This is a genomic window from Arthrobacter sp. SIMBA_036 (assembly GCF_046535135.1).
Classification (GTDB): Bacteria; Actinomycetota; Actinomycetes; order Actinomycetales; family Micrococcaceae; genus Arthrobacter.
This window is the reverse complement of the sequence record NZ_JAWRXG010000009.1, coordinates 40,525-57,152: the sequence shown is the minus strand read 5'-3', so window position 1 is coordinate 57,152 and position 16,628 is coordinate 40,525. Positions and strand designations below refer to the sequence as shown.

Genomic DNA, 16,628 nt, shown 5'->3' with positions numbered 1-16,628 from the left:
CCCGCGTGTACCCCCTCCATGTCCAACCTCCCGGAGAACACGAGCTGATGAACATCGCATCCGATAAGACCGCCGACGCCATCCTGCGGGTCCTGGGCCACGTCGATCCGCCCGAGGACCTGTACAGCGTCTCGGGATCACGCCTCTACGACCAAGTCACAGCCAACGACCTCACCGAACTCCCCGAGATACTCGGCGCCGCGCAAAGAACCAGTGGCCCCATCCTCGAACTGGCTGCGGGCTCGGGCCGGATCACGCGTCCGTTGCTGGCGCTGGGGCGTCCCGTGACCGCCGTCGACTCTTCGCCGGAGATGCTCTCCTTGTTGCGCGAGAGAGTGGCTACGCGCGCCTTCAATCCGCGCGCTGCGGCAGTTCGACTCGTTGAGGCCGACATGTCCCGTTTCGAGCTCGACGACGCCTACGGTTGCGTCGTTCTCGGCGCCAGTTCCATCACTCTCCTTGATCCGGCCGGGCGGCATGAACTCTTCCGCCGCGTCCGGAAATGCCTGGCGCCGGAGGGTCGCTTCCTGCTGACCGTACTTAACGCGGACGGCAATGAAGGCTACGGCGAGGACGCCGGATGGAACGACGGCGGCACCACCGTTTCGACGATCGGCGAGGACTCATTCCTGGTCACCGTGGAGAACCGTGATCCGGTCAACGGCGCGCGCAGGGTGACCATGATCCACGTGTGCTTCAACGAGGGAGGCACGTACCGGTCCTCGGCATATACCAGCGAGGTTGCCTTTGTCAGCAACGACCTCATTGAGGAGGAGATTGCCTCCGCGGGGCTCAGGATTTTTGAACGGCGGCCAGTGCGGATCACCAGCGGTGTACCCGGTCAGTACGACGTCGAACTGTGGGTGTGTGGCTGATGAACGCTGATCCTCTCCCCACCCTCGATCCTCTCCGCACCCTTGATCCTGCGCTGGGCCTCGTGTCCGAGTCCACGGTTTACCTTCCCAATGACGTGGGCCTGTGGCGAACGGTTGGGCTGCTCGCGAATACTGAGTCCCGCAGTCTCGCGTCCGCCGTCGGCGCTTTCGACGTCAACCGGCGAGCCTCCCTGACCAGGGGAGCCGGGGAGGCAGTCGAGCGGTTCGCGTTGGTGCCGATGCGTGGGGACTCTGCCCCGTTGGTGGAGTCCGACGGCGTCCCCTGGTACTGGGCTACCGACCTAATCACCAGGGAACCGTCTCGGGTCCCCGGGCCAATGGTGGACTATGCGCCCGCAGCAACTCAGCAGAACACTTGGGATGCGTCCTTCGATCCCTCGCCGAACGGCGCTGCGTCGGGCCCGTCACAGACGTTCGCGCAAATATCGGGGCTCTCGGAAGTATTGGAGCGGGATGCCTTCCTTGGAGCTTGGCATCAGCAATGCCCACTGAACCGCGTAGACGTTGCGGTCATTCGCGCGGAAGCTCGGCAGGAACCCGGTGCACGAACTCTTGTGTCGTTGCTGGACGCGGCGAACCGGGCCGGCGTCGAACCGATCCTCGCGTTCGTTCCGCATAGCGGGCGTCCGCTGGAAACGGCCGCGTGCATCATCATCGGTGAAACCGGTCGCGGGCGCTTCGGAGCCGTGGGCATCAAAGCATCGTCGGACCCGATCGCAGCGCTGCGCGGCGCCTTGCAGGAGGGACTCCAGATCCGCGCATTGTTCCTGGCAAGGAAACAGCCATCAGCTCCCGTCTCCGCAGTGTCCGACGACGAATCACGCGCCGCCTTCTGGACCACCGAGCCGGCGATTGAGCACTTGCGTGGTTGGGCGGAATCGTTCCGGTCGGCGTCGCTTCCGAAAGGTGGCACCGCGCCCGACGTCGAAACGCTGGTGAGCTACCTTGCGTCCAGAAAGATCCGCCCGCAGTGGGTGGACCTGACGCACAGGCTTCCCGTGCAGATCCAGCGACTCGGCTGGATTACAGGAAAGGCCGTGTGCTCCGGGGCCATACCCCTGACCATGGACGAGTCCAAGCTGCCGGGCTCACCCATCCGCTCCGTGCCACACCCGCTGATATGAAGGCGGCAAATAACGGTCGCACCGCGGAGAGGGCGAAGCTCGGTGCTGCGCAGTGGCCGGTGCAATTGGCTTCCGCTGCCTCCATTGATGAGCCCCTCCAGGACGGCGGTCCCTGGATAGTTTCCATCAACAGCGTGCCGAAAGCCCGCGTCTCAGCCGACGTCGCGGCCGTTCTGAAGGCCGTGGACGGACGCAAAGATCCCGCACACGTGGCCCAACAGTTGGGCCAGCCGTGGACAGCGGCTGACGTCATGGGTGTGGTTCGCCACTTGGCACACACCGGAATTTTCGACGTCGGCGCTCGCCAAGGGACCACGCGGCGGCTCCAGTTCAAAGCACCCTTGACGCTACAGCTGACACTCTTCAACCCTGCTCCGTTTCTGCAGTTCCTCCGGCCCGGCGTCGCAGCACTGATTCGCCCGAGTTCAGCAGTCCTCCTCGGAGCCCTGCTGTGCGGCGGCATCGTCGGAGCTGCAGGTGCAAGCCAGAGCATCTGGCGCGTTCTCTCCGAACCGCTTCCGCTTGAGGCATACCTGATGGTTGCAGTGGCAATGTTCGTCTCCACGCTCCTGCACGAACTCGGCCACGGCATGGCTCTCACGTACTTCGGTGGGACCCCGCGGCGCATCGGAATCATGCTGTTCTACTTCTCGCCGGCCTTCTTCTGCGATGTCACTGACGGATGGCGGCTGCGTTCCCGGAGGCAGCGAGTCCTCGTTGCCTTGGCCGGACCTTTTGTCCATCTCTTGCTGGGAAGCGTTGCGCTCGCAGGCCAAGCCCTCCTTGCGGCGTCTTCCGCCAAGGACGCCACCATCCTGTACGGAGCGATCTGTTACGCCGTGGCCATCCTCAACCTGTTCCCGTTCATCAAGCTGGACGGATATGTGGCCCTCATGTCCGCCGTGGACATCCCCCACCTCCGGCAAAAGTCCCTGGAGGCACTCGCTGAACTGGTCAGCCACCGGGTCTTGGGTTCAGCCCCGAGCTTCCGGAGCAAGGGAATCCTTCCGTGGTTCGGGCTGGCAAGTTTCATCTCCGGGATCGCCTTCATGGTTGTTGGCTTCCAACGGCTCGTACCGATCTTCCTCCAACTGGGACTTGCCGGTTATGTGGCCGTGTTCTTGGCCCTGGGCCTGATGGTGGTGCTGGTAGTGAAAGCTGCTGCCCGGTTCTTCCTCTCGGCGGCCAGGCAAGGCAGTCCTCGGTGGCGGCGCTGGGGCGTTATGGCAGGCACGTTAGCCGTCGGGGCGCTGTTGCTCTTGATCCCTGTGAAACCGGAAACCGTTGCCGGATACACAGTGGTGCATGGCGAACTGAGGATCGTGGTGCCGCTGGAAGCAAGCAATCAGCACCTGGATGCCGGGGACCACGTGGCGCTGCAATCCCAAGGGATGATCATCCACCGCAACCTCGGCACGGCCACCGTTGGCGACCAGCCGCCGTCGAACGCTACGGCCCCGCTGGAGACGGTGGTGCCCGTCCACTTCGGCGGGACGAGCCTGGCCGTGGCGGCGTACCCGGGCATCCTCACAAATGCTGCGAATCTTCCTGCGTCCGGACGGGCGGTAGTGGCGAGCCAGCGGCAAACCACCTTGGCCCAATGGCTCTGGGAGACCGTGGCGGATTCGCCACTGTGGCCGCGCACCGGACAGACGCACCAACCGACGAAAGGGCAGCCATGACCGTCCATGCCAGATTCGAAGGGTTCAGTAAGAAGAGAGGGGGACGGTTCGCCGTCGAAAACCTGACATTCGATGTACTGGCCGGGCAAGTGGTGGGGCTTATCGGCCCCAATGGTGCCGGGAAAAGTACCGCACTCGCGGGTCTGACGGGGCTGCTTGAGGCTACTAGAGGGAGCGCAACCGTTTTTGGAAGCCCATACGGGGCACTCCGCCGGCCGGCCACCAGGGTAGGCGTCAACCTCGACGGAATGGATATTGAGCCAGCGCTTACGGGCCGCCGGCACCTGCGCGTCTGCCAGCTTGCTGCCGGTGTGGACCGAGGAAATGTTGACCGCGTGTTGGAGCAGGTGGGCCTGACGCGCCAAGCACATAAGAAGGTCAAGAATTATTCTCTGGGTATGCGCCAGCGGCTCGGAATTGCCTCGGCCATCATTGGTGATCCGCAGCTTTTGGTCCTCGACGAACCCGCCAACGGCCTTGATCCGGAGGGTATCCAGTGGCTCCGGACCTTCCTGAAATCCTTTGCCGCAGCGGGAGGGAGCGTGTTGGTTTCCAGCCACCAACTCATGGAACTTGAGCAGATCGCTGACCACGTGGTCATCCTCAAGCAGAAAACCCTCTTCATGGGATCGCTGGAAGAAGCCAAACTGCTCGGGGGCGGCAGCTTGGAATCCGCATACTTCAAGATCTTGGCGGCCACCCAGTGAACGCGGACAGTTCATCCCTGTCCGGAGGTGTCCTGACCGAGGGTGTCTTGTCCCGGGGCGTCCGTTCAGAGCTCCTCCGTTATGTCAGCGGGTATTCGGTCCTCGGGGTCCTGGCCTTCAGCGGCTTGGTTCCGTGGTTCGTGGCCAATTTCCTGGGTTGGCCGGACAACTCGGGGGCACTCTCAGCGGCGACCAACATCCAGACATTCTGGGCGTTGGCGGCGAGTAACGCACCTGTGGCAGGTTTCGCCGGAAGCTACCTGGTGGCGCGGGAGGCTTATTACGGGACCCTCCGGCGGAGCGTGGTGATGTCCGGACTGACACAAGTGTTCGTTGCGAAATACGCTGCCGCGGCGGTGGTAGGACTGACCACGGCCGCAACAGGAGTTCTCCTTTGGGGTGGGAGCATCTTCTTGGCCGTGCCCAGCGAAACGAGCGCCCAGCTCCTCACCTCCGAGTCTCTGGGTGAAGTGCCCGGATTGCTGGTGGCCTCGCTTTTGAGCTCACTGTGGGGGTGCTCGCTGGGCTGGATCGTCCGGAACTACTACGCGACGGCGTTACTCACCTTGGTGGTTCCGTTCGCCCTTGAGTTGCCGCTCATCGTGAACGAGCCGGGTATTGGCCGGTGGCTCCCCTCCGGGGCGCTGGCGGGAATCTTGTCGCTGCCGCTGGACCACTTGCTGCGGCCATTCCCGGCTCTCCTGGTTTCTGTTGCCTGGGTGGCCGTTTTGGCAACCTGCGCGGCCCGGGTTGTGAAGGGCCGGGAGGGCTGAATGGGTGCTGCAGTCCCTGCCCTTCTTTCGGACCTACAACGGCCGTGGTTGTGGAAAAGCTCCGCACTTGGGGTCCTTGTGGTGGCCGCGTTCATGGCACTGCTGGTTGTTGCCTCCGGTTTCGAGGCGAATACTCCGACGCCGGGAACGGTGACGATCCTGCTCGACTCAGCGTTCTCACTCACACTGACCGGAGCCGCCGTCGTAGGCTCTTTCTCCTTTACCCGGGATTTCGGTGCCGGGTGCATCGCCCGGCGGGTGCTCCTGTTTCAACGTGGGGCGGTGTTCACTGGGCGGGCAGCCACAGCAACGCTCGCAACAGGGCTTGGCGGCGGAGCAATCGGTGGCGGTGTTTGGTTGTTCCTATCGGCCACGTCCAAACCAACAGGGCAGGGGATGGGCACCGTTCTGGCGTTCGTATCGATCGCCTGCATCGGCGGCCTCTGGGGATTCTCCTTCGGGTCACTCATTCGCAACCACCTTGTAAGCCTGTTCGTGGTACCGGCCACGCTGGTGCTTCCGGGTTTGCTGCCGGACTCGCTGGAACAGATCCGGCCATTGCTTTTCCCGGTCGAGTCCCTTGCCTGGGCGAAGCAACTGGCCCTCCACATACCGGCGTCGGCGTCTTTGCTGGGAGCTGTGGATTGGCTTCTAATGATCACCACGGCGGCTTGTCTCGTGTTTTCCAAGCGCGACCTCACCTGACAAACTGCCCAACAAATAAAGGAAGTAACTGTGAATCGTAAACCCTTGGTATGGCTTCTGCTGGCGCTGATTTTCGTTTTCTATGCGGCCTACCTGTTTCTCTCAAACACCAACGGGTCACTCTGGTCCACCGTCTCGGGGATTATCTGCATTGTTGCGGCCATTGTTGTGTTTTGGAAATACCTCGTTGAGCAAAAGGCCGATCGAAGTGAGTAGTGGTGGGCCTCGCGTTGCCCAACCGGGAGGCGCAGCGCTACATGTCAGGCGGCGGCAGCCATGTTAAACCCGGCTGCTCCCGGCCCAGATACGGTTCACTCATGTCGCCGCTCTCCCGCATCGCCCCATGCGGGTTGCCAGGTCTCCTCGAGTTCGATGGGGTCTTGGGAGCCTATTCCGTCAAGGCCACCTAAAATTACTGTCAAATAGGGCTGTGCTACGTTCGAACGCGCTCTTATCATGAAGCTGTGAACGTTTTTTTCCGAAAATGGGAGGTTTGAACCTTATTCGGAGGGGTACGTAAGCAATATGGAGAATAATTTCTCCGATCGGTGCCCGTTGGCATGGGTGGCGCTCCGTGAGGGGTACCAGCGGACGCCTTCCTGAATAGTCAAAATTCAATGAAGGGATGCGTAGCTCAATGAACACACTACTGGTGATTGCCGGTGTCATTGCAATCGTCCTCTTGCTTGTTGGCGGACTCAACCAAGCCCTGGGTTTCCTGCTTTGGGTAGGAATTATCCTGCTTGTGCTGGCCCTCCTTGGCTGGGTTCTGGGACGGGGCCGGTCGCGCGTATGACAACTGATCCAGGCGAGTTGGCCGGCACCGACCAAGTGCACGACGGTATCAAGACGCCGGGACACCCCCTACCGAGGGACCTGGCGACGCCGGACGTTAGCGGTCAGGTGCCGCCGGAGGGCGGGTCCGACGACGACAATTCGGACGCCGTTGACGCCGGACAGAGCACGTCGGCCAGTCCGCCTGGGCCCGCCGAAGAAAAAGACGAACAAACCACGGATGATCGTGGATTGACCACCGAAACCAATCCCACGGATTGATGGTGGGCGGGGAGGCCGCGGCGGGAGTTTCCCGGCCGCGGCCTTGCTCTTTGGTGAAACGCCCAGTTTGTCAGTATGCTTACTAATATCCATATACACGTTCACCACTTTGGAAAGGACAGGTCACATGGACGAGAAAAATTCCACACCCGAAGAGGAAGTGGGAGGCTACGGCACCCCCACAGCTGAGCAGGAATCAGGCGGAGGCCAAGCGCAGCCCCGTGTCGAGGAGGATCTCTCCGAAGCAGGCCTGAGCCAAGACAGCCCCGACGGCGAAACTTACCAAACGGGTGCACCAAACCTGAGCCACTTGGATCCGGAAGACGCTGACAGCGCAGGAGAGCCGGGGGCAGGACGCTTGGGCGGTATTGACGAGCAGACCCAGAGCGAGCAAGCATCCCTGCCGGACGGCAGCGGTAACGACCTTCCCGAGGAAAAATCGCCTAACGATGACGGCGAGGATTTCGACGCAGGATAAGGCTGCAAAGCCCTTTGCACCGGCGCGCCATCGGTTAAGCAGCCAGCCGCCTGGCGGGCCCCTTTTTAGCACTGCCGCCAAGAGCAGTGCCGCTAGACATCAGCACCCGAGACTCGCTCGAAGGAGCACCCTTTATGGCCACGGTCAATAAATCAATCGAAGTAGATGTCCCCGTATCTGTTGCCTACAACCAGTGGACGCAGTTCGAAACCTTCCCTGAGTTCATGAACGGCGTTGAGTCCGTGGAGCAGATCGATGAGACTGCACTGCATTTCTCAACCAACGTTGGTGGCGTGAAGCGCGAGTACAACGCCCAGATCGTTGAGCAGGTCCCGGACTCCTTGGTGAGTTGGGCGAGCGTGGACGGTCCCCGAAACGGTGGCACCGTGAGCTTCGAACCCCTTGACGGGGGCAGGACGCGGGTCAACGTGGAGATCATTTGGGAGCCTGAGACGCTCACCGAAAAGGCCGGTTCCGCTCTTGGCGTGGACAGTATGCGCGTGGGCGCCGACCTGGACAAGTTCAAGAAGTTCATTGAGGTACAGGGCCGCGAAACCGGTGCTTGGCGCGGCACGGTGTCCGGCGGCGACGTCGAAGACACCGGCGTGGAGGTCAACCACGTGCAGGCTGTCGACGGCGACTTCGGTCCCAGCGGCGTGCCCACCGCCATGGGCATGCCCTCGACGGACCCGGACCTCGCAGCGCCTGCAGCCGAGGACGGATTCGTAGACCCTGCCCGGCCCCACGATTCGTAAGGTCTTGTAGACCTGATCGCAGTGATTCACCGAGGTAGACGTCAGGGCCGGCCACCAGTATTGGGGGCTGGCCCTGACTGCTTTAACAGAGGAAATTAACAGATAGACAACCGCAGTACTGCACCAAGGAGGGCCCACTGCCATGGCAACGTCCAGCCACGTGGAAACCGAGCGGAAGTTCGACGTCGACGCGGCCACGCCGCTTCCGGCGCTCGGGAAGATCGACGGCGTCGAGCGAGTGGGTGACCCGGCCATCCACACCTTGGAAGCGATCTACTTTGACACGCGGGACATGGCGCTTGCGCGGCGCCGGATCACGCTGCGTCGGCGTACCGGCGGGCCCGACGCCGGTTGGCACCTCAAGCTCCCGTTGCCTTCAGGGGATCGACGGGAAGTCCACGCCCCACTAGGCCGCGCGGATGCCGTGCCGGAAGAACTAGCCCAGCGGGTCCTCGCGTACACGCGGGGCAAGGAGTTGGCGCCGATTGCAACCCTCACGACAGAACGCACCAGCTATGCCCTGTACGGAGCCGACGGCCACCGCGTTGCCGACTTCGTGGACGACCACGTCCGCGCAGGCGTTCCCAATGGCGTTCCCGATCACCAACCCGGCCCTAAGATTTCCTGGCGGGAATGGGAAGTGGAGCTGGCCGCCGACGGCTCGGGCAAGAAAGCAGCCCAGGCATTCCTCGACGCCGTTACCGGACCCCTTGCCGAGGTGGGCGCGATTCCAAGTGCTAGAACGTCCAAGCTCGCAACCACATTGGGACAGTCATGGCCCCGGCCCCAAGGCGCGGGCCGGGAGGTGCCCAGTACGGCCGGTCCCGCGGTTGTTCCCGTCCTCCACTACCTGGAAGCCCAAGTTGCGCAGCTGCTCACCCAGGATGTGGACGTACGGCAGGGCCGCGACGACTCCGTGCACCAGATGCGCTCGCTGACCCGGCGCATTCGCTCGGTCCTTCAAACGTATAACAAGCTTTTCCTCCCTTCCCCGGTGAGCGATCTCGAGGCCGAGCTGAAGTCCCTGGCTAAAGTCCTGGGCCGTTTCCGCGACGCCGAGGTGCTCCATGCGCGGTTCCATCGGGACATCGACGCACTTCCGGGCGAGCTGCTACTGGGTCCGGTGCGGGATGAACTCGATGAACGCATGGCCGTTCGAACCGACACAGCCATGGCGGGAATCCGCGCGCGCTTGGACAGCCACCGCTACTTCAAGCTTTTGGATGACCTTGACGCGTTCCTGGACACGCCACCGGTTGCTCCCAAAGGCACGACGCCGGCCCGCAAGACTACTGCGGCGCGCGTCAACAAAGCCGCTAAACGCCTTGCTAAACGGCACCGGGCAGCGGTGGGGGCCGCCGTCGGGCCTGAACGCGATAAGGCCTTCCATAACGTCCGCAAGGCGGCGAAAAAGCTGAGGTTTGCCGCTGCCGCCGCTGAAAGCGTGCATGGAAAACGCGCAGCGAAAATGGCCAAGGCTGCGCACGCTATCCAGTCGATCCTGGGTCAGCACCAAGACAGCGCAATGTTGCGGGCTGAACTGCTCGCGCTGGGTAAGGCATCGGATGCCGGGCCCAGTGCCTTCACCTACGGTGTGCTTCACGGCGTCGAACGCAGGGCCGCGGATGCCGCCCAACAGGACTACTTGCGGCGTGGAAAGAAAGCTCGGAAACTCAGGTTGAAGAAGTCCTCAGGCTAGCCGGCAAGGTTCAATCTCCCGTTGCGGCAACTTCCCTAGTTGCCCACAGCAACCAGACGTAAACTGGCCTTCGGTCCACACACGCTATGGGAGATCCGATGCTTTGGAATGTTCTTGTCCGCTTCCTCAGGCCACACCAACGGCTCCTGATTGCGGTGGTCATTTTCCAGTTGGCGCAGTCGATCGCGTCCTTGTACTTGCCCACCCTTAATGCCGACATCATCGATCACGGCGTTGCCACCGGAGACACGGACTACATCCTCCGCACAGGTGGCCTCATGCTGCTCATCACCTTGCTTCAAATTGCCTGCGCTGTGGTGGCTGTTTACTTCGGAGCGAAGGCCGCCATGGGGATGGGCCGCGATCTCAGGGACGCCATCTTTACCCGTGTCGGCGAGTTCTCCGAGCAGGAGGTCACCAAGTTCGGGGCCGCCTCCCTGATAACCCGCTCCACCAACGATGTTCAGCAGGTTCAGCAGCTCGTGCTGATGTCCTGCACCTTGATGGTCGCCGCCCCGATGCTCAGCATTGGCGGGGTCATCATGGCGGTCCGGCAAGACGCCCAACTGTCGTGGCTTATTGCCGTGTGCGTGCCGGTCCTTTTGGTTGCGGTGGGGCTGATCGTCACCCGGATGGTCCCCCTCTTCCGCAAAATGCAGGTCAGGATCGACGCCGTGAACCGCGTGCTGCGCGAGCAACTGACCGGTATCCGCGTGGTCCGGGCATTCGTCCGGGAAGACATGGAAACTGAACGCTTCGCCGGTGCCAACCGTGACGTCACCGACGTCGCCTTGCGGGCCGGGCGGTTGATGTCGCTGATGTTCCCGGTGGTCATGTTGGTGATGAACGTTTCCAGCGTGGCGGTGATTTGGTTCGGTTCCTTCCGGATCGAGGACGGGTCCATGCAGGTGGGTACCCTGATCGCGTTCCTGAGCTACCTGATGCAGATCCTTATGTCGGTCATGATGGCAACGTTCATGGCCGTCATGATCCCGCGCGCCTCCGTGTCTGCCGACCGCATCGGTGAGGTGCTTAACACCAGCTCCAGCGTCCAGCCGCCGTCGAACCCGGTGGTCTTCCCCGGCGCCCGGCGTGGCGAACTGCGGATGCACGACGTTGGTTTCGCTTACCCCGGTGCCGAGCAGCCGGTGCTCAGCGGGGTGTCCTTCACCGCCGCCGCAGGGCAGACGACGGCGATCATCGGCAGCACCGGAGCGGGCAAAACAACCCTCGTCAACCTGATGCCACGCTTATTCGACGCCACGTCAGGCTCGGTACAGATGGACGGTGTGGATATCCGCGAACTGAAGCCTGACCTGCTGTGGGGGCACATCGGCTTGGTCCCGCAAAAGCCCTATCTCTTCTCCGGAACGGTGCGCAGCAACCTTCAGTACGGCAAGCCCGACGCCACTGAGGACGAGCTCTGGCAAGCGCTGCGGGTAGCCCAAGCCGAAGATTTCGTGCGGGAAATGGAGGGCGGCCTGGATGCCCCGATCGCCCAAGGCGGCACCAACGTCTCGGGAGGCCAGCGGCAACGGTTGGCGATCGCGCGGGCGTTGGTAAAACGGCCTGAGCTTTACATCTTCGACGACTCGTTCTCGTCCTTGGACACCGCGACGGACGCGCGGCTCCGCCAAGCCCTCAAACACCACATCAACGGTGCCACCATGGTGATCATCGCCCAGCGCGTCTCCAGTATCGCGGACGCCGACCAGATATTAGTGCTCGACGGCGGCAGGATCGTTGGGCAAGGAACGCACGACGAGTTGCTGGATACGTCAGGGACGTACCGGGAAATCGTCTCCTCACAACTTGCAGCGGAGGAAGCAGCATGAGCGGCGTTGCAGCAGGTTCCCGGGGCCCCGGCCGGCCGCCAATGGGTCCGGGCCGTGGCGGACCATTCGCCGGCATGAACATCCCGGCGGAGAAGGCCTCGAACTTCGGCGCGTCCGCCCGCAGGTTGCTCGGCACGTTGCGACCCGAGCGCATGTGGTTGACCTTGGTGCTCCTCTTTGCCTTGGTCAGTGTGACGCTGTCCGTGATCGGGCCACGGATGCTCGGCCAAGGCACCAACCTGATCTTCGCCGGCATCGTGTCCAAGCAACTGCCGGCCGGTGTCACCAAAGAGCAAGTGGTGGCGGGACTTCGCGCATCCGGGGACAACAGCAAGGCCGATATGTTGAACGCCATGACGCTCACCCCCGGCGCCGGCATCGATTTTGGTGCGTTGTCCTCGGTGCTTCTGTGGGTGTTGTGCCTGTACATTCTGGCCGCAGCGTTCGGTTGGTTGCAGGCGTACGTGCTCAACGGCGTCGTGCAGCGGACCGTCTACCGCCTGCGTGAGCGGATCGAAGCGAAAATCCACCGCCTCCCGTTGCGTTACTTCGACTCCATCCAGCGCGGTGAGCTGTTGAGCCGCGTCACCAATGATGTGGACAACATTTCGCAAAGCCTCCAGCAATCAATCAGCCAGGCGGTCTCTTCGCTGCTGACGGTGCTCGGGGTGTTGGTGATGATGCTGGTGCTATCGCCCTTGCTGGCCGTGATCGCTTTGGTCACCATTCCCTTGACCCTCGGCACCACGTTGCTGATTGCCAAGCGCTCCCAGAAAATGTTCGTTGCCCAATGGAAGAACACCGGGCAACTCAACGGACAAATTGAAGAAACATATACCGGGCATGCTCTCGTGAAGGTTTTTGGCCGCCAGAATGAGGTGCAGGAAAAGTTCCGGACCAAGAACGAAGAACTGTACCAAGCGAGCTTCGGGGCGCAATTCGTGAGCGGGTTGATTATGCCCGCCATGACATTCATCGGGAACCTGGTTTATGTCGGAATCGCCGTAGTGGGCGGCCTGCAAGTGGCCTCCGGCGCGATGCAGTTGGGCGATGTCCAAGCTTTCATCCAGTACTCGCGGCAATTCACCCAGCCGTTGGCGCAGCTCGGCTCCATGGCTAACATGCTGCAGTCCGGGGTTGCCTCAGCCGAGCGCGTCTTTGAACTGCTCGACGAGGAAGAAGAATCCGCCGAGCCGGCCCCGGTACAGCGCTCGGGAGCGGCACGTGGACGGCTGGTCTTTGAAAACGTGTCATTCCGGTACTCGCCGGACAAGCCCCTGATCTCGGACCTCAGCTTGGTCGCCGAGCCAGGGCAGAGCATTGCGATCGTGGGCCCCACCGGTGCCGGCAAGACCACCCTGGTGAATCTCATGATGCGTTTTTACGATCTGGACGGCGGCCGGATAACGCTCGACGGCGTGGATATCGCCACGATGTCCAGGCAGGAGTTGCGTTCCCGGATGGGCATGGTCCTGCAGGACACCTGGCTCTTCGGCGGGACTATCCGCGACAACATTGCCTACGGTCGTCCCACCGCGTCCGGGGCGGAGATCCTCGAGGCCGCAGAGGCCACGTACGTTGACCGTTTTGTGCGGTCCCTTCCCGAAGGCTACGACACAGTGCTCGACGACGAGGGTGGGAACGTCTCTGCGGGCGAGAAGCAGTTGCTCACGATTGCCCGGGCGTTCCTGTCCCAGCCGTCCGTGTTGATCCTGGACGAGGCGACCAGCTCCGTGGACACCCGGACGGAGGTCTTGGTGCAGAAAGCCATGAACGCGTTGCGCTCGGACAGGACCAGCTTCGTCATCGCGCACCGGCTCTCCACCATCCGGGACGCCGATCTCATCCTGGTCATGGAGGCGGGGCAGATCGTCGAGCAGGGGACTCACTCGGAGTTGCTGGCAGCGGGCGGGGCGTACTCCCGGCTGTACGAGGCCCAGTTCGCGGCGCCAGCTGCGGAGGTTTGAACAGGTCCTAGCGGGTGAGCAGGTCTGAGTAGGCTTTAGCGTGCCCGCAGGATCCGCTAGGGGAGCCGCGAGGGCCTTAGCCCCTTCGCCTCGCCGGCTTTCCCGGGGTCCAGGGGGACCGGGCTGACCAACACCGCGGGTCCCCGATGGAGCAGCCCGCCGGAAACCACTTGGCAGCGCACGCCTCCACGCCCACGCATCGCCTTGTGGGCGCCCGGTGCGAGCATCTGGTCCATCCATGCGCAAGGATGGGCCGGGCGTCCTGCTTTGAGCCGCACGACGTCCGGGCCGCACTCCAGTGTGAACTCGTGCCCCAGCAGTGGGGCCAGCTCGGCGCCTCGCAGGACCACATTGCGGCGCGTTAATAGGGGATCGAAAGGGCCAGCCCCGAGCTCAGCGGCAATGGCTTCGAGCGATTCGACGGCGAACACTGTCACCGCTGCGTCCATGTGAGCGGCTTTCCCGAAGAACCGGTCCCCAACGATCCCCTTGCCTGAGACCAAGTGCGCGCTTTCGGCATCAGTGGTGGGGACGTTGGCCGCCCCTTCCCTGGCGCGTCCAAAATAACCGTGTGCCGGGGAGACCAGAAGGTGCAGCACCTCGACGTCGTACCTGTAGTCAGCGGTCATCCCTCAACGCTAGCCCCCAACAGCCCGGTACGGGTGACCGGTCCTACAAGGAACCTTCACCAGACGAACTTTCACCGAGGCGTCGAATCAGGGCGTCCACAATGGGCAGCTGGCCTTTGACGAGCTTGGTCCGTGCCACGCTCTCTTCAAACCATCTGGCGTCGTCGATCTCAGGGAAGTCCTTAATGGCCCCGGATCCCTTCGGCCATTCCATGGGGAAAGTGTTGCTGACGATCTTTTCCGGTTGGAAGTCTCCGGCTTCAGCCGCGAACGCAGTGATGAGCTTTCCTGAGGGCTGCCGGAAAACGCCCAGCAACTCGTAGTTGGCCGGTGGGGGAGGCGAGCCTATTTCTTCCGTGAATTCGCGATGCGCGGCAGCCAGCGCGTCTTCGTCCTCAGCAAATTCACCTTTGGGGATGGACCAGGCATGGTCATCCTTACGGGCCCAGAAAGGGCCGCCCATATGGGCTATCCAGAGCTCCAATTGCCCGGACGCATTGTGCCGGAAAAGGAGTATGCCAGCGCTGCGAATGGTGATGTGCCCTCCCGAATAAAAGTGTGTCGTGCGCCAGAGCCTGCACACGTCAAGGCTACTCCCGGGCACAGGGCCGTTATCCAATTGATGATGTAAAAGTGAGTTTCCTTTCCCCTTTTGCTTCCGGCGGCCCCCTGCCTCATTCATAATCGAGGGGTTGTACGTTCTGTGGGGGGAACGTCGTTGCGGACTCCGGCAACCGCTGGGGACGTTTCCGGGCACGTCAGCAGGAGGACAGCTATGGCGTTATCAGTGGGCCGCCATCCACGTGGTGGAAGAAAAGCCATAGGTCTGGCCGTCATGATGGCCGTAGGTTTATCAATGTTCGCCGGGATAGCCCCGTCGAACTCTGCGGGCAACCCCCCTATGGTCCAAGATCCCGGCCCAGTAGGTAGCTTCGCCTGGAAAGGGTTCAACTGGCAGAAGCGTTTTTGGGGCGGGGCGCCCATGTACAACGGCAGCTGGGATGCCAACAACGTCACCGCTCCGGATTCCAACGGGTACGTGAAGCTCGGCATCAGCAACCCCACCGGAAATGCCCCGGTAGGGGCGGAGCTCCAATCCACGCGTCAGGGCTTCGGCTACGGCACGTACAGCACAACGGTGGAGAAGGACATGAGCTCGCTTCAGAAGGAGGCGGTCTGGGGTTGCCTGTTTACCTATGATCCGGCGGCCGCGCCCGGATATACCGAGATCGACCTTTGCGAAGCCTCCGCATGGGGCGGCGGAGCTGCCTACGGGCAGAGCTGGCCGGTCACCCAAGGCCACGGATATTGGTTCGATGCCACGTTGCCCCCCGGGCAGGGGAACAACACCGTGACGTTTGGTGTTACCAACGCCCCGATCCTGACGCACCGGATGGTGTGGGAACCGGGCAAGCTGACCTTCGAGACCTATGCCGGTGAGGGCTACAGCGGACCGCTTCTGAAAAGGACTGTCCTTGAAGGCTCCACAGTTCCGGTTCCGGCCAAGGAACAGATCCACTTCAACCTTTGGGTAACCGGTGGCGGCGGGGGAGACCCGGCCCATGTTGCTCCTGAATCAGTCACCGTCCGTGATTTCTCCTTTGTTCCCGGCATTCCCTTGACGGCGCCGACCCCCACCGTTTCCGGAACGGCCGCCGTCGGATCGACTTTGACAGCGACACCAGGGACCTGGACCACCGGAACCACCCTCAGCTACCAGTGGTTCCGGAGCGGCACCGCTATTTCCGGAGCCACCGCCACCACCCGCGTCCTGGCGGCCGCGGACCAAGGCGCTACCCTCACCGTCCAGGTGACCGGCACCCAAACGGGCTACGCAACCACCACCAAGGAATCAAGTCCGACTGCCACTATCGCAGCAGGGACCCTGGTGGCACCCGTTCCCACCATCACCGGAACAACCACCGTAGGATCGACGCTCACGGCCAACCCGGGCACGTGGACCTCCGGGGCCGCGCTGACCTATCAGTGGTACCGGTCCGGAGTGGCCGTCACCGGGGCAACAGCAAAGACGTACACGCTGGTGGCCGCCGATCAGGCAAACGCCATGAGCGTCAGGGTGACGGGCACCAAAGCCGGGTACACGACCGTTTCAAGGACGTCGGCGAGCACGGGCCCCGTCTCCTAGTCGCGGTTCGTCTTCCGGGCCCGGACGGGGACAATGCGCTTGATGGCCAGGCCGAGGGCCAGCATGGCGAAGGCTGCGAGGGCCAACCAGAACAGGCTTCCTGCCCCGGTCATGGCGAGTGTGCCGGTTCCGGCGGCGATGGTTGCTGAGAAGGGGGTTACTGGATTGCTGTACAT

18 protein-coding genes are annotated in these 16,628 nt (G+C 62.6%); 15 read left to right on the top strand and 3 right to left on the bottom strand.

Annotation, left to right across the window (positions count from 1 at the left end; translation table 11 throughout):
- The first annotated feature begins 47 nt into the window (after nt 1-47).
- The 14 genes from mpaM (at nt 48) to SB659_RS13175 (ending at nt 13,677) form a co-directional block, all read left to right on the top strand.
- On the top strand, nt 48-875 hold the full coding sequence (mpaM, locus tag SB659_RS13240; protein WP_410550699.1) for a daptide-type RiPP biosynthesis methyltransferase: 828 nt from the start codon (nt 48-50) through the stop codon (nt 873-875).
- Nucleotides 875-2,020, top strand: coding sequence for a YcaO-like family protein (locus SB659_RS13235; RefSeq protein ID WP_410550698.1), 1,146 nt, complete (start codon nt 875-877; stop codon nt 2,018-2,020). The genes mpaM and SB659_RS13235 overlap by 1 nt, the downstream gene beginning before the upstream one ends.
- Nucleotides 2,017-3,702 (top strand): daptide biosynthesis intramembrane metalloprotease, encoded by a 1,686-nt coding sequence (gene mpaP / locus SB659_RS13230; RefSeq protein WP_410550697.1) that lies wholly within the window; start codon nt 2,017-2,019, stop codon nt 3,700-3,702. The genes SB659_RS13235 and mpaP overlap by 4 nt, the downstream gene beginning before the upstream one ends.
- On the top strand, nt 3,699-4,409 hold the full coding sequence (locus SB659_RS13225) for an ABC transporter ATP-binding protein (RefSeq protein WP_284978088.1): 711 nt from the start codon (nt 3,699-3,701) through the stop codon (nt 4,407-4,409). The genes mpaP and SB659_RS13225 overlap by 4 nt, the downstream gene beginning before the upstream one ends.
- Entirely contained in the window at nt 4,406-5,182 is a 777-nt protein-coding gene (locus SB659_RS13220; protein ID WP_284978087.1) for a hypothetical protein, read from the top strand. The genes SB659_RS13225 and SB659_RS13220 overlap by 4 nt, the downstream gene beginning before the upstream one ends.
- Complete coding sequence (locus SB659_RS13215) at nt 5,183-5,887, top strand: hypothetical protein (protein WP_410550696.1); 705 nt, start codon at nt 5,183-5,185, stop codon at nt 5,885-5,887.
- A 30-nt stretch (nt 5,888-5,917) separates the two neighbouring features.
- Nucleotides 5,918-6,103, top strand: a complete 186-nt coding sequence (locus SB659_RS13210) for a hypothetical protein (RefSeq protein WP_284975111.1) — start codon at nt 5,918-5,920, stop codon at nt 6,101-6,103.
- Between the two features lie 421 nt (nt 6,104-6,524).
- Nucleotides 6,525-6,683 (top strand): hypothetical protein, encoded by a 159-nt coding sequence (locus SB659_RS13205; RefSeq protein WP_284978085.1) that lies wholly within the window; start codon nt 6,525-6,527, stop codon nt 6,681-6,683.
- Nucleotides 6,680-6,943: a hypothetical protein gene (locus SB659_RS13200; protein WP_410550695.1), complete on the top strand. Its 264-nt coding sequence runs from the start codon at nt 6,680-6,682 to the stop codon at nt 6,941-6,943. The genes SB659_RS13205 and SB659_RS13200 overlap by 4 nt, the downstream gene beginning before the upstream one ends.
- 127 nt (nt 6,944-7,070) lie before the next feature.
- Nucleotides 7,071-7,421, top strand: a complete 351-nt coding sequence (locus tag SB659_RS13195) for a hypothetical protein (protein ID WP_284975108.1) — start codon at nt 7,071-7,073, stop codon at nt 7,419-7,421.
- 134 nt (nt 7,422-7,555) lie between these two features.
- Complete coding sequence (locus SB659_RS13190; RefSeq protein ID WP_410550694.1) at nt 7,556-8,176, top strand: SRPBCC family protein; 621 nt, start codon at nt 7,556-7,558, stop codon at nt 8,174-8,176.
- Nucleotides 8,177-8,318: 142 nt separating this feature from the next.
- Nucleotides 8,319-9,875, top strand: a complete 1,557-nt coding sequence (locus SB659_RS13185; protein WP_410550693.1) for a CHAD domain-containing protein — start codon at nt 8,319-8,321, stop codon at nt 9,873-9,875.
- A gap of 98 nt (nt 9,876-9,973) precedes the next feature.
- The gene (locus tag SB659_RS13180) at nt 9,974-11,710 is read left to right on the top strand and encodes an ABC transporter ATP-binding protein (protein WP_284978082.1); all 1,737 of its coding nucleotides are present in this window, start codon (nt 9,974-9,976) and stop codon (nt 11,708-11,710) included.
- Nucleotides 11,707-13,677: an ABC transporter ATP-binding protein gene (locus SB659_RS13175; RefSeq protein WP_410550692.1), complete on the top strand. Its 1,971-nt coding sequence runs from the start codon at nt 11,707-11,709 to the stop codon at nt 13,675-13,677. The genes SB659_RS13180 and SB659_RS13175 overlap by 4 nt, the downstream gene beginning before the upstream one ends.
- Nucleotides 13,678-13,733: 56 nt before the next feature.
- On the opposite strand, the gene SB659_RS13170 is transcribed toward SB659_RS13175, so the two are convergent.
- Complete coding sequence (locus tag SB659_RS13170) at nt 13,734-14,306, bottom strand: MOSC domain-containing protein (protein WP_410550691.1); 573 nt, start codon at nt 14,304-14,306, stop codon at nt 13,734-13,736.
- Between the two features lie 43 nt (nt 14,307-14,349).
- On the bottom strand, nt 14,350-14,844 hold the full coding sequence (locus SB659_RS13165) for an NUDIX domain-containing protein (RefSeq protein ID WP_284978237.1): 495 nt from the start codon (nt 14,842-14,844) through the stop codon (nt 14,350-14,352).
- 237 nt (nt 14,845-15,081) lie between these two features.
- Here SB659_RS13165 and SB659_RS13160 point away from each other — a divergent pair, with 237 nt between their 5' ends.
- On the top strand, nt 15,082-16,452 hold the full coding sequence (locus tag SB659_RS13160; protein WP_410550690.1) for a hypothetical protein: 1,371 nt from the start codon (nt 15,082-15,084) through the stop codon (nt 16,450-16,452).
- Here SB659_RS13160 and SB659_RS13155 read toward each other — a convergent pair.
- A complete protein-coding gene (locus SB659_RS13155; protein ID WP_410550689.1) occupies nt 16,449-16,628 on the bottom strand; it encodes a hypothetical protein in 180 nt (59 codons plus the stop codon). The two genes, SB659_RS13160 and SB659_RS13155, sit on opposite strands and share 4 nt — an antisense overlap.

Coding starts and splice junctions, on each gene's coding strand:
- mpaM (WP_410550699.1), top strand. CDS start 48: ATGAACATCGCATCCGATAAGACCGCCGACGCCATCCTGCGGGTCCTG.
- SB659_RS13235 (WP_410550698.1), top strand. CDS start 875: ATGAACGCTGATCCTCTCCCCACCCTCGATCCTCTCCGCACCCTTGAT.
- mpaP (WP_410550697.1), top strand. CDS start 2,017: ATGAAGGCGGCAAATAACGGTCGCACCGCGGAGAGGGCGAAGCTCGGT.
- SB659_RS13225 (WP_284978088.1), top strand. CDS start 3,699: ATGACCGTCCATGCCAGATTCGAAGGGTTCAGTAAGAAGAGAGGGGGA.
- SB659_RS13215 (WP_410550696.1), top strand. CDS start 5,183: ATGGGTGCTGCAGTCCCTGCCCTTCTTTCGGACCTACAACGGCCGTGG.
- SB659_RS13205 (WP_284978085.1), top strand. CDS start 6,525: ATGAACACACTACTGGTGATTGCCGGTGTCATTGCAATCGTCCTCTTG.
- SB659_RS13200 (WP_410550695.1), top strand. CDS start 6,680: ATGACAACTGATCCAGGCGAGTTGGCCGGCACCGACCAAGTGCACGAC.
- SB659_RS13195 (WP_284975108.1), top strand. CDS start 7,071: ATGGACGAGAAAAATTCCACACCCGAAGAGGAAGTGGGAGGCTACGGC.
- SB659_RS13190 (WP_410550694.1), top strand. CDS start 7,556: ATGGCCACGGTCAATAAATCAATCGAAGTAGATGTCCCCGTATCTGTT.
- SB659_RS13185 (WP_410550693.1), top strand. CDS start 8,319: ATGGCAACGTCCAGCCACGTGGAAACCGAGCGGAAGTTCGACGTCGAC.
- SB659_RS13180 (WP_284978082.1), top strand. CDS start 9,974: ATGCTTTGGAATGTTCTTGTCCGCTTCCTCAGGCCACACCAACGGCTC.
- SB659_RS13175 (WP_410550692.1), top strand. CDS start 11,707: ATGAGCGGCGTTGCAGCAGGTTCCCGGGGCCCCGGCCGGCCGCCAATG.
- SB659_RS13170 (WP_410550691.1), bottom strand. CDS start 14,306: ATGACCGCTGACTACAGGTACGACGTCGAGGTGCTGCACCTTCTGGTC.
- SB659_RS13160 (WP_410550690.1), top strand. CDS start 15,082: ATGGCGTTATCAGTGGGCCGCCATCCACGTGGTGGAAGAAAAGCCATA.
- SB659_RS13155 (WP_410550689.1), bottom strand. CDS start 16,628: ATGTACAGCAATCCAGTAACCCCCTTCTCAGCAACCATCGCCGCCGGA.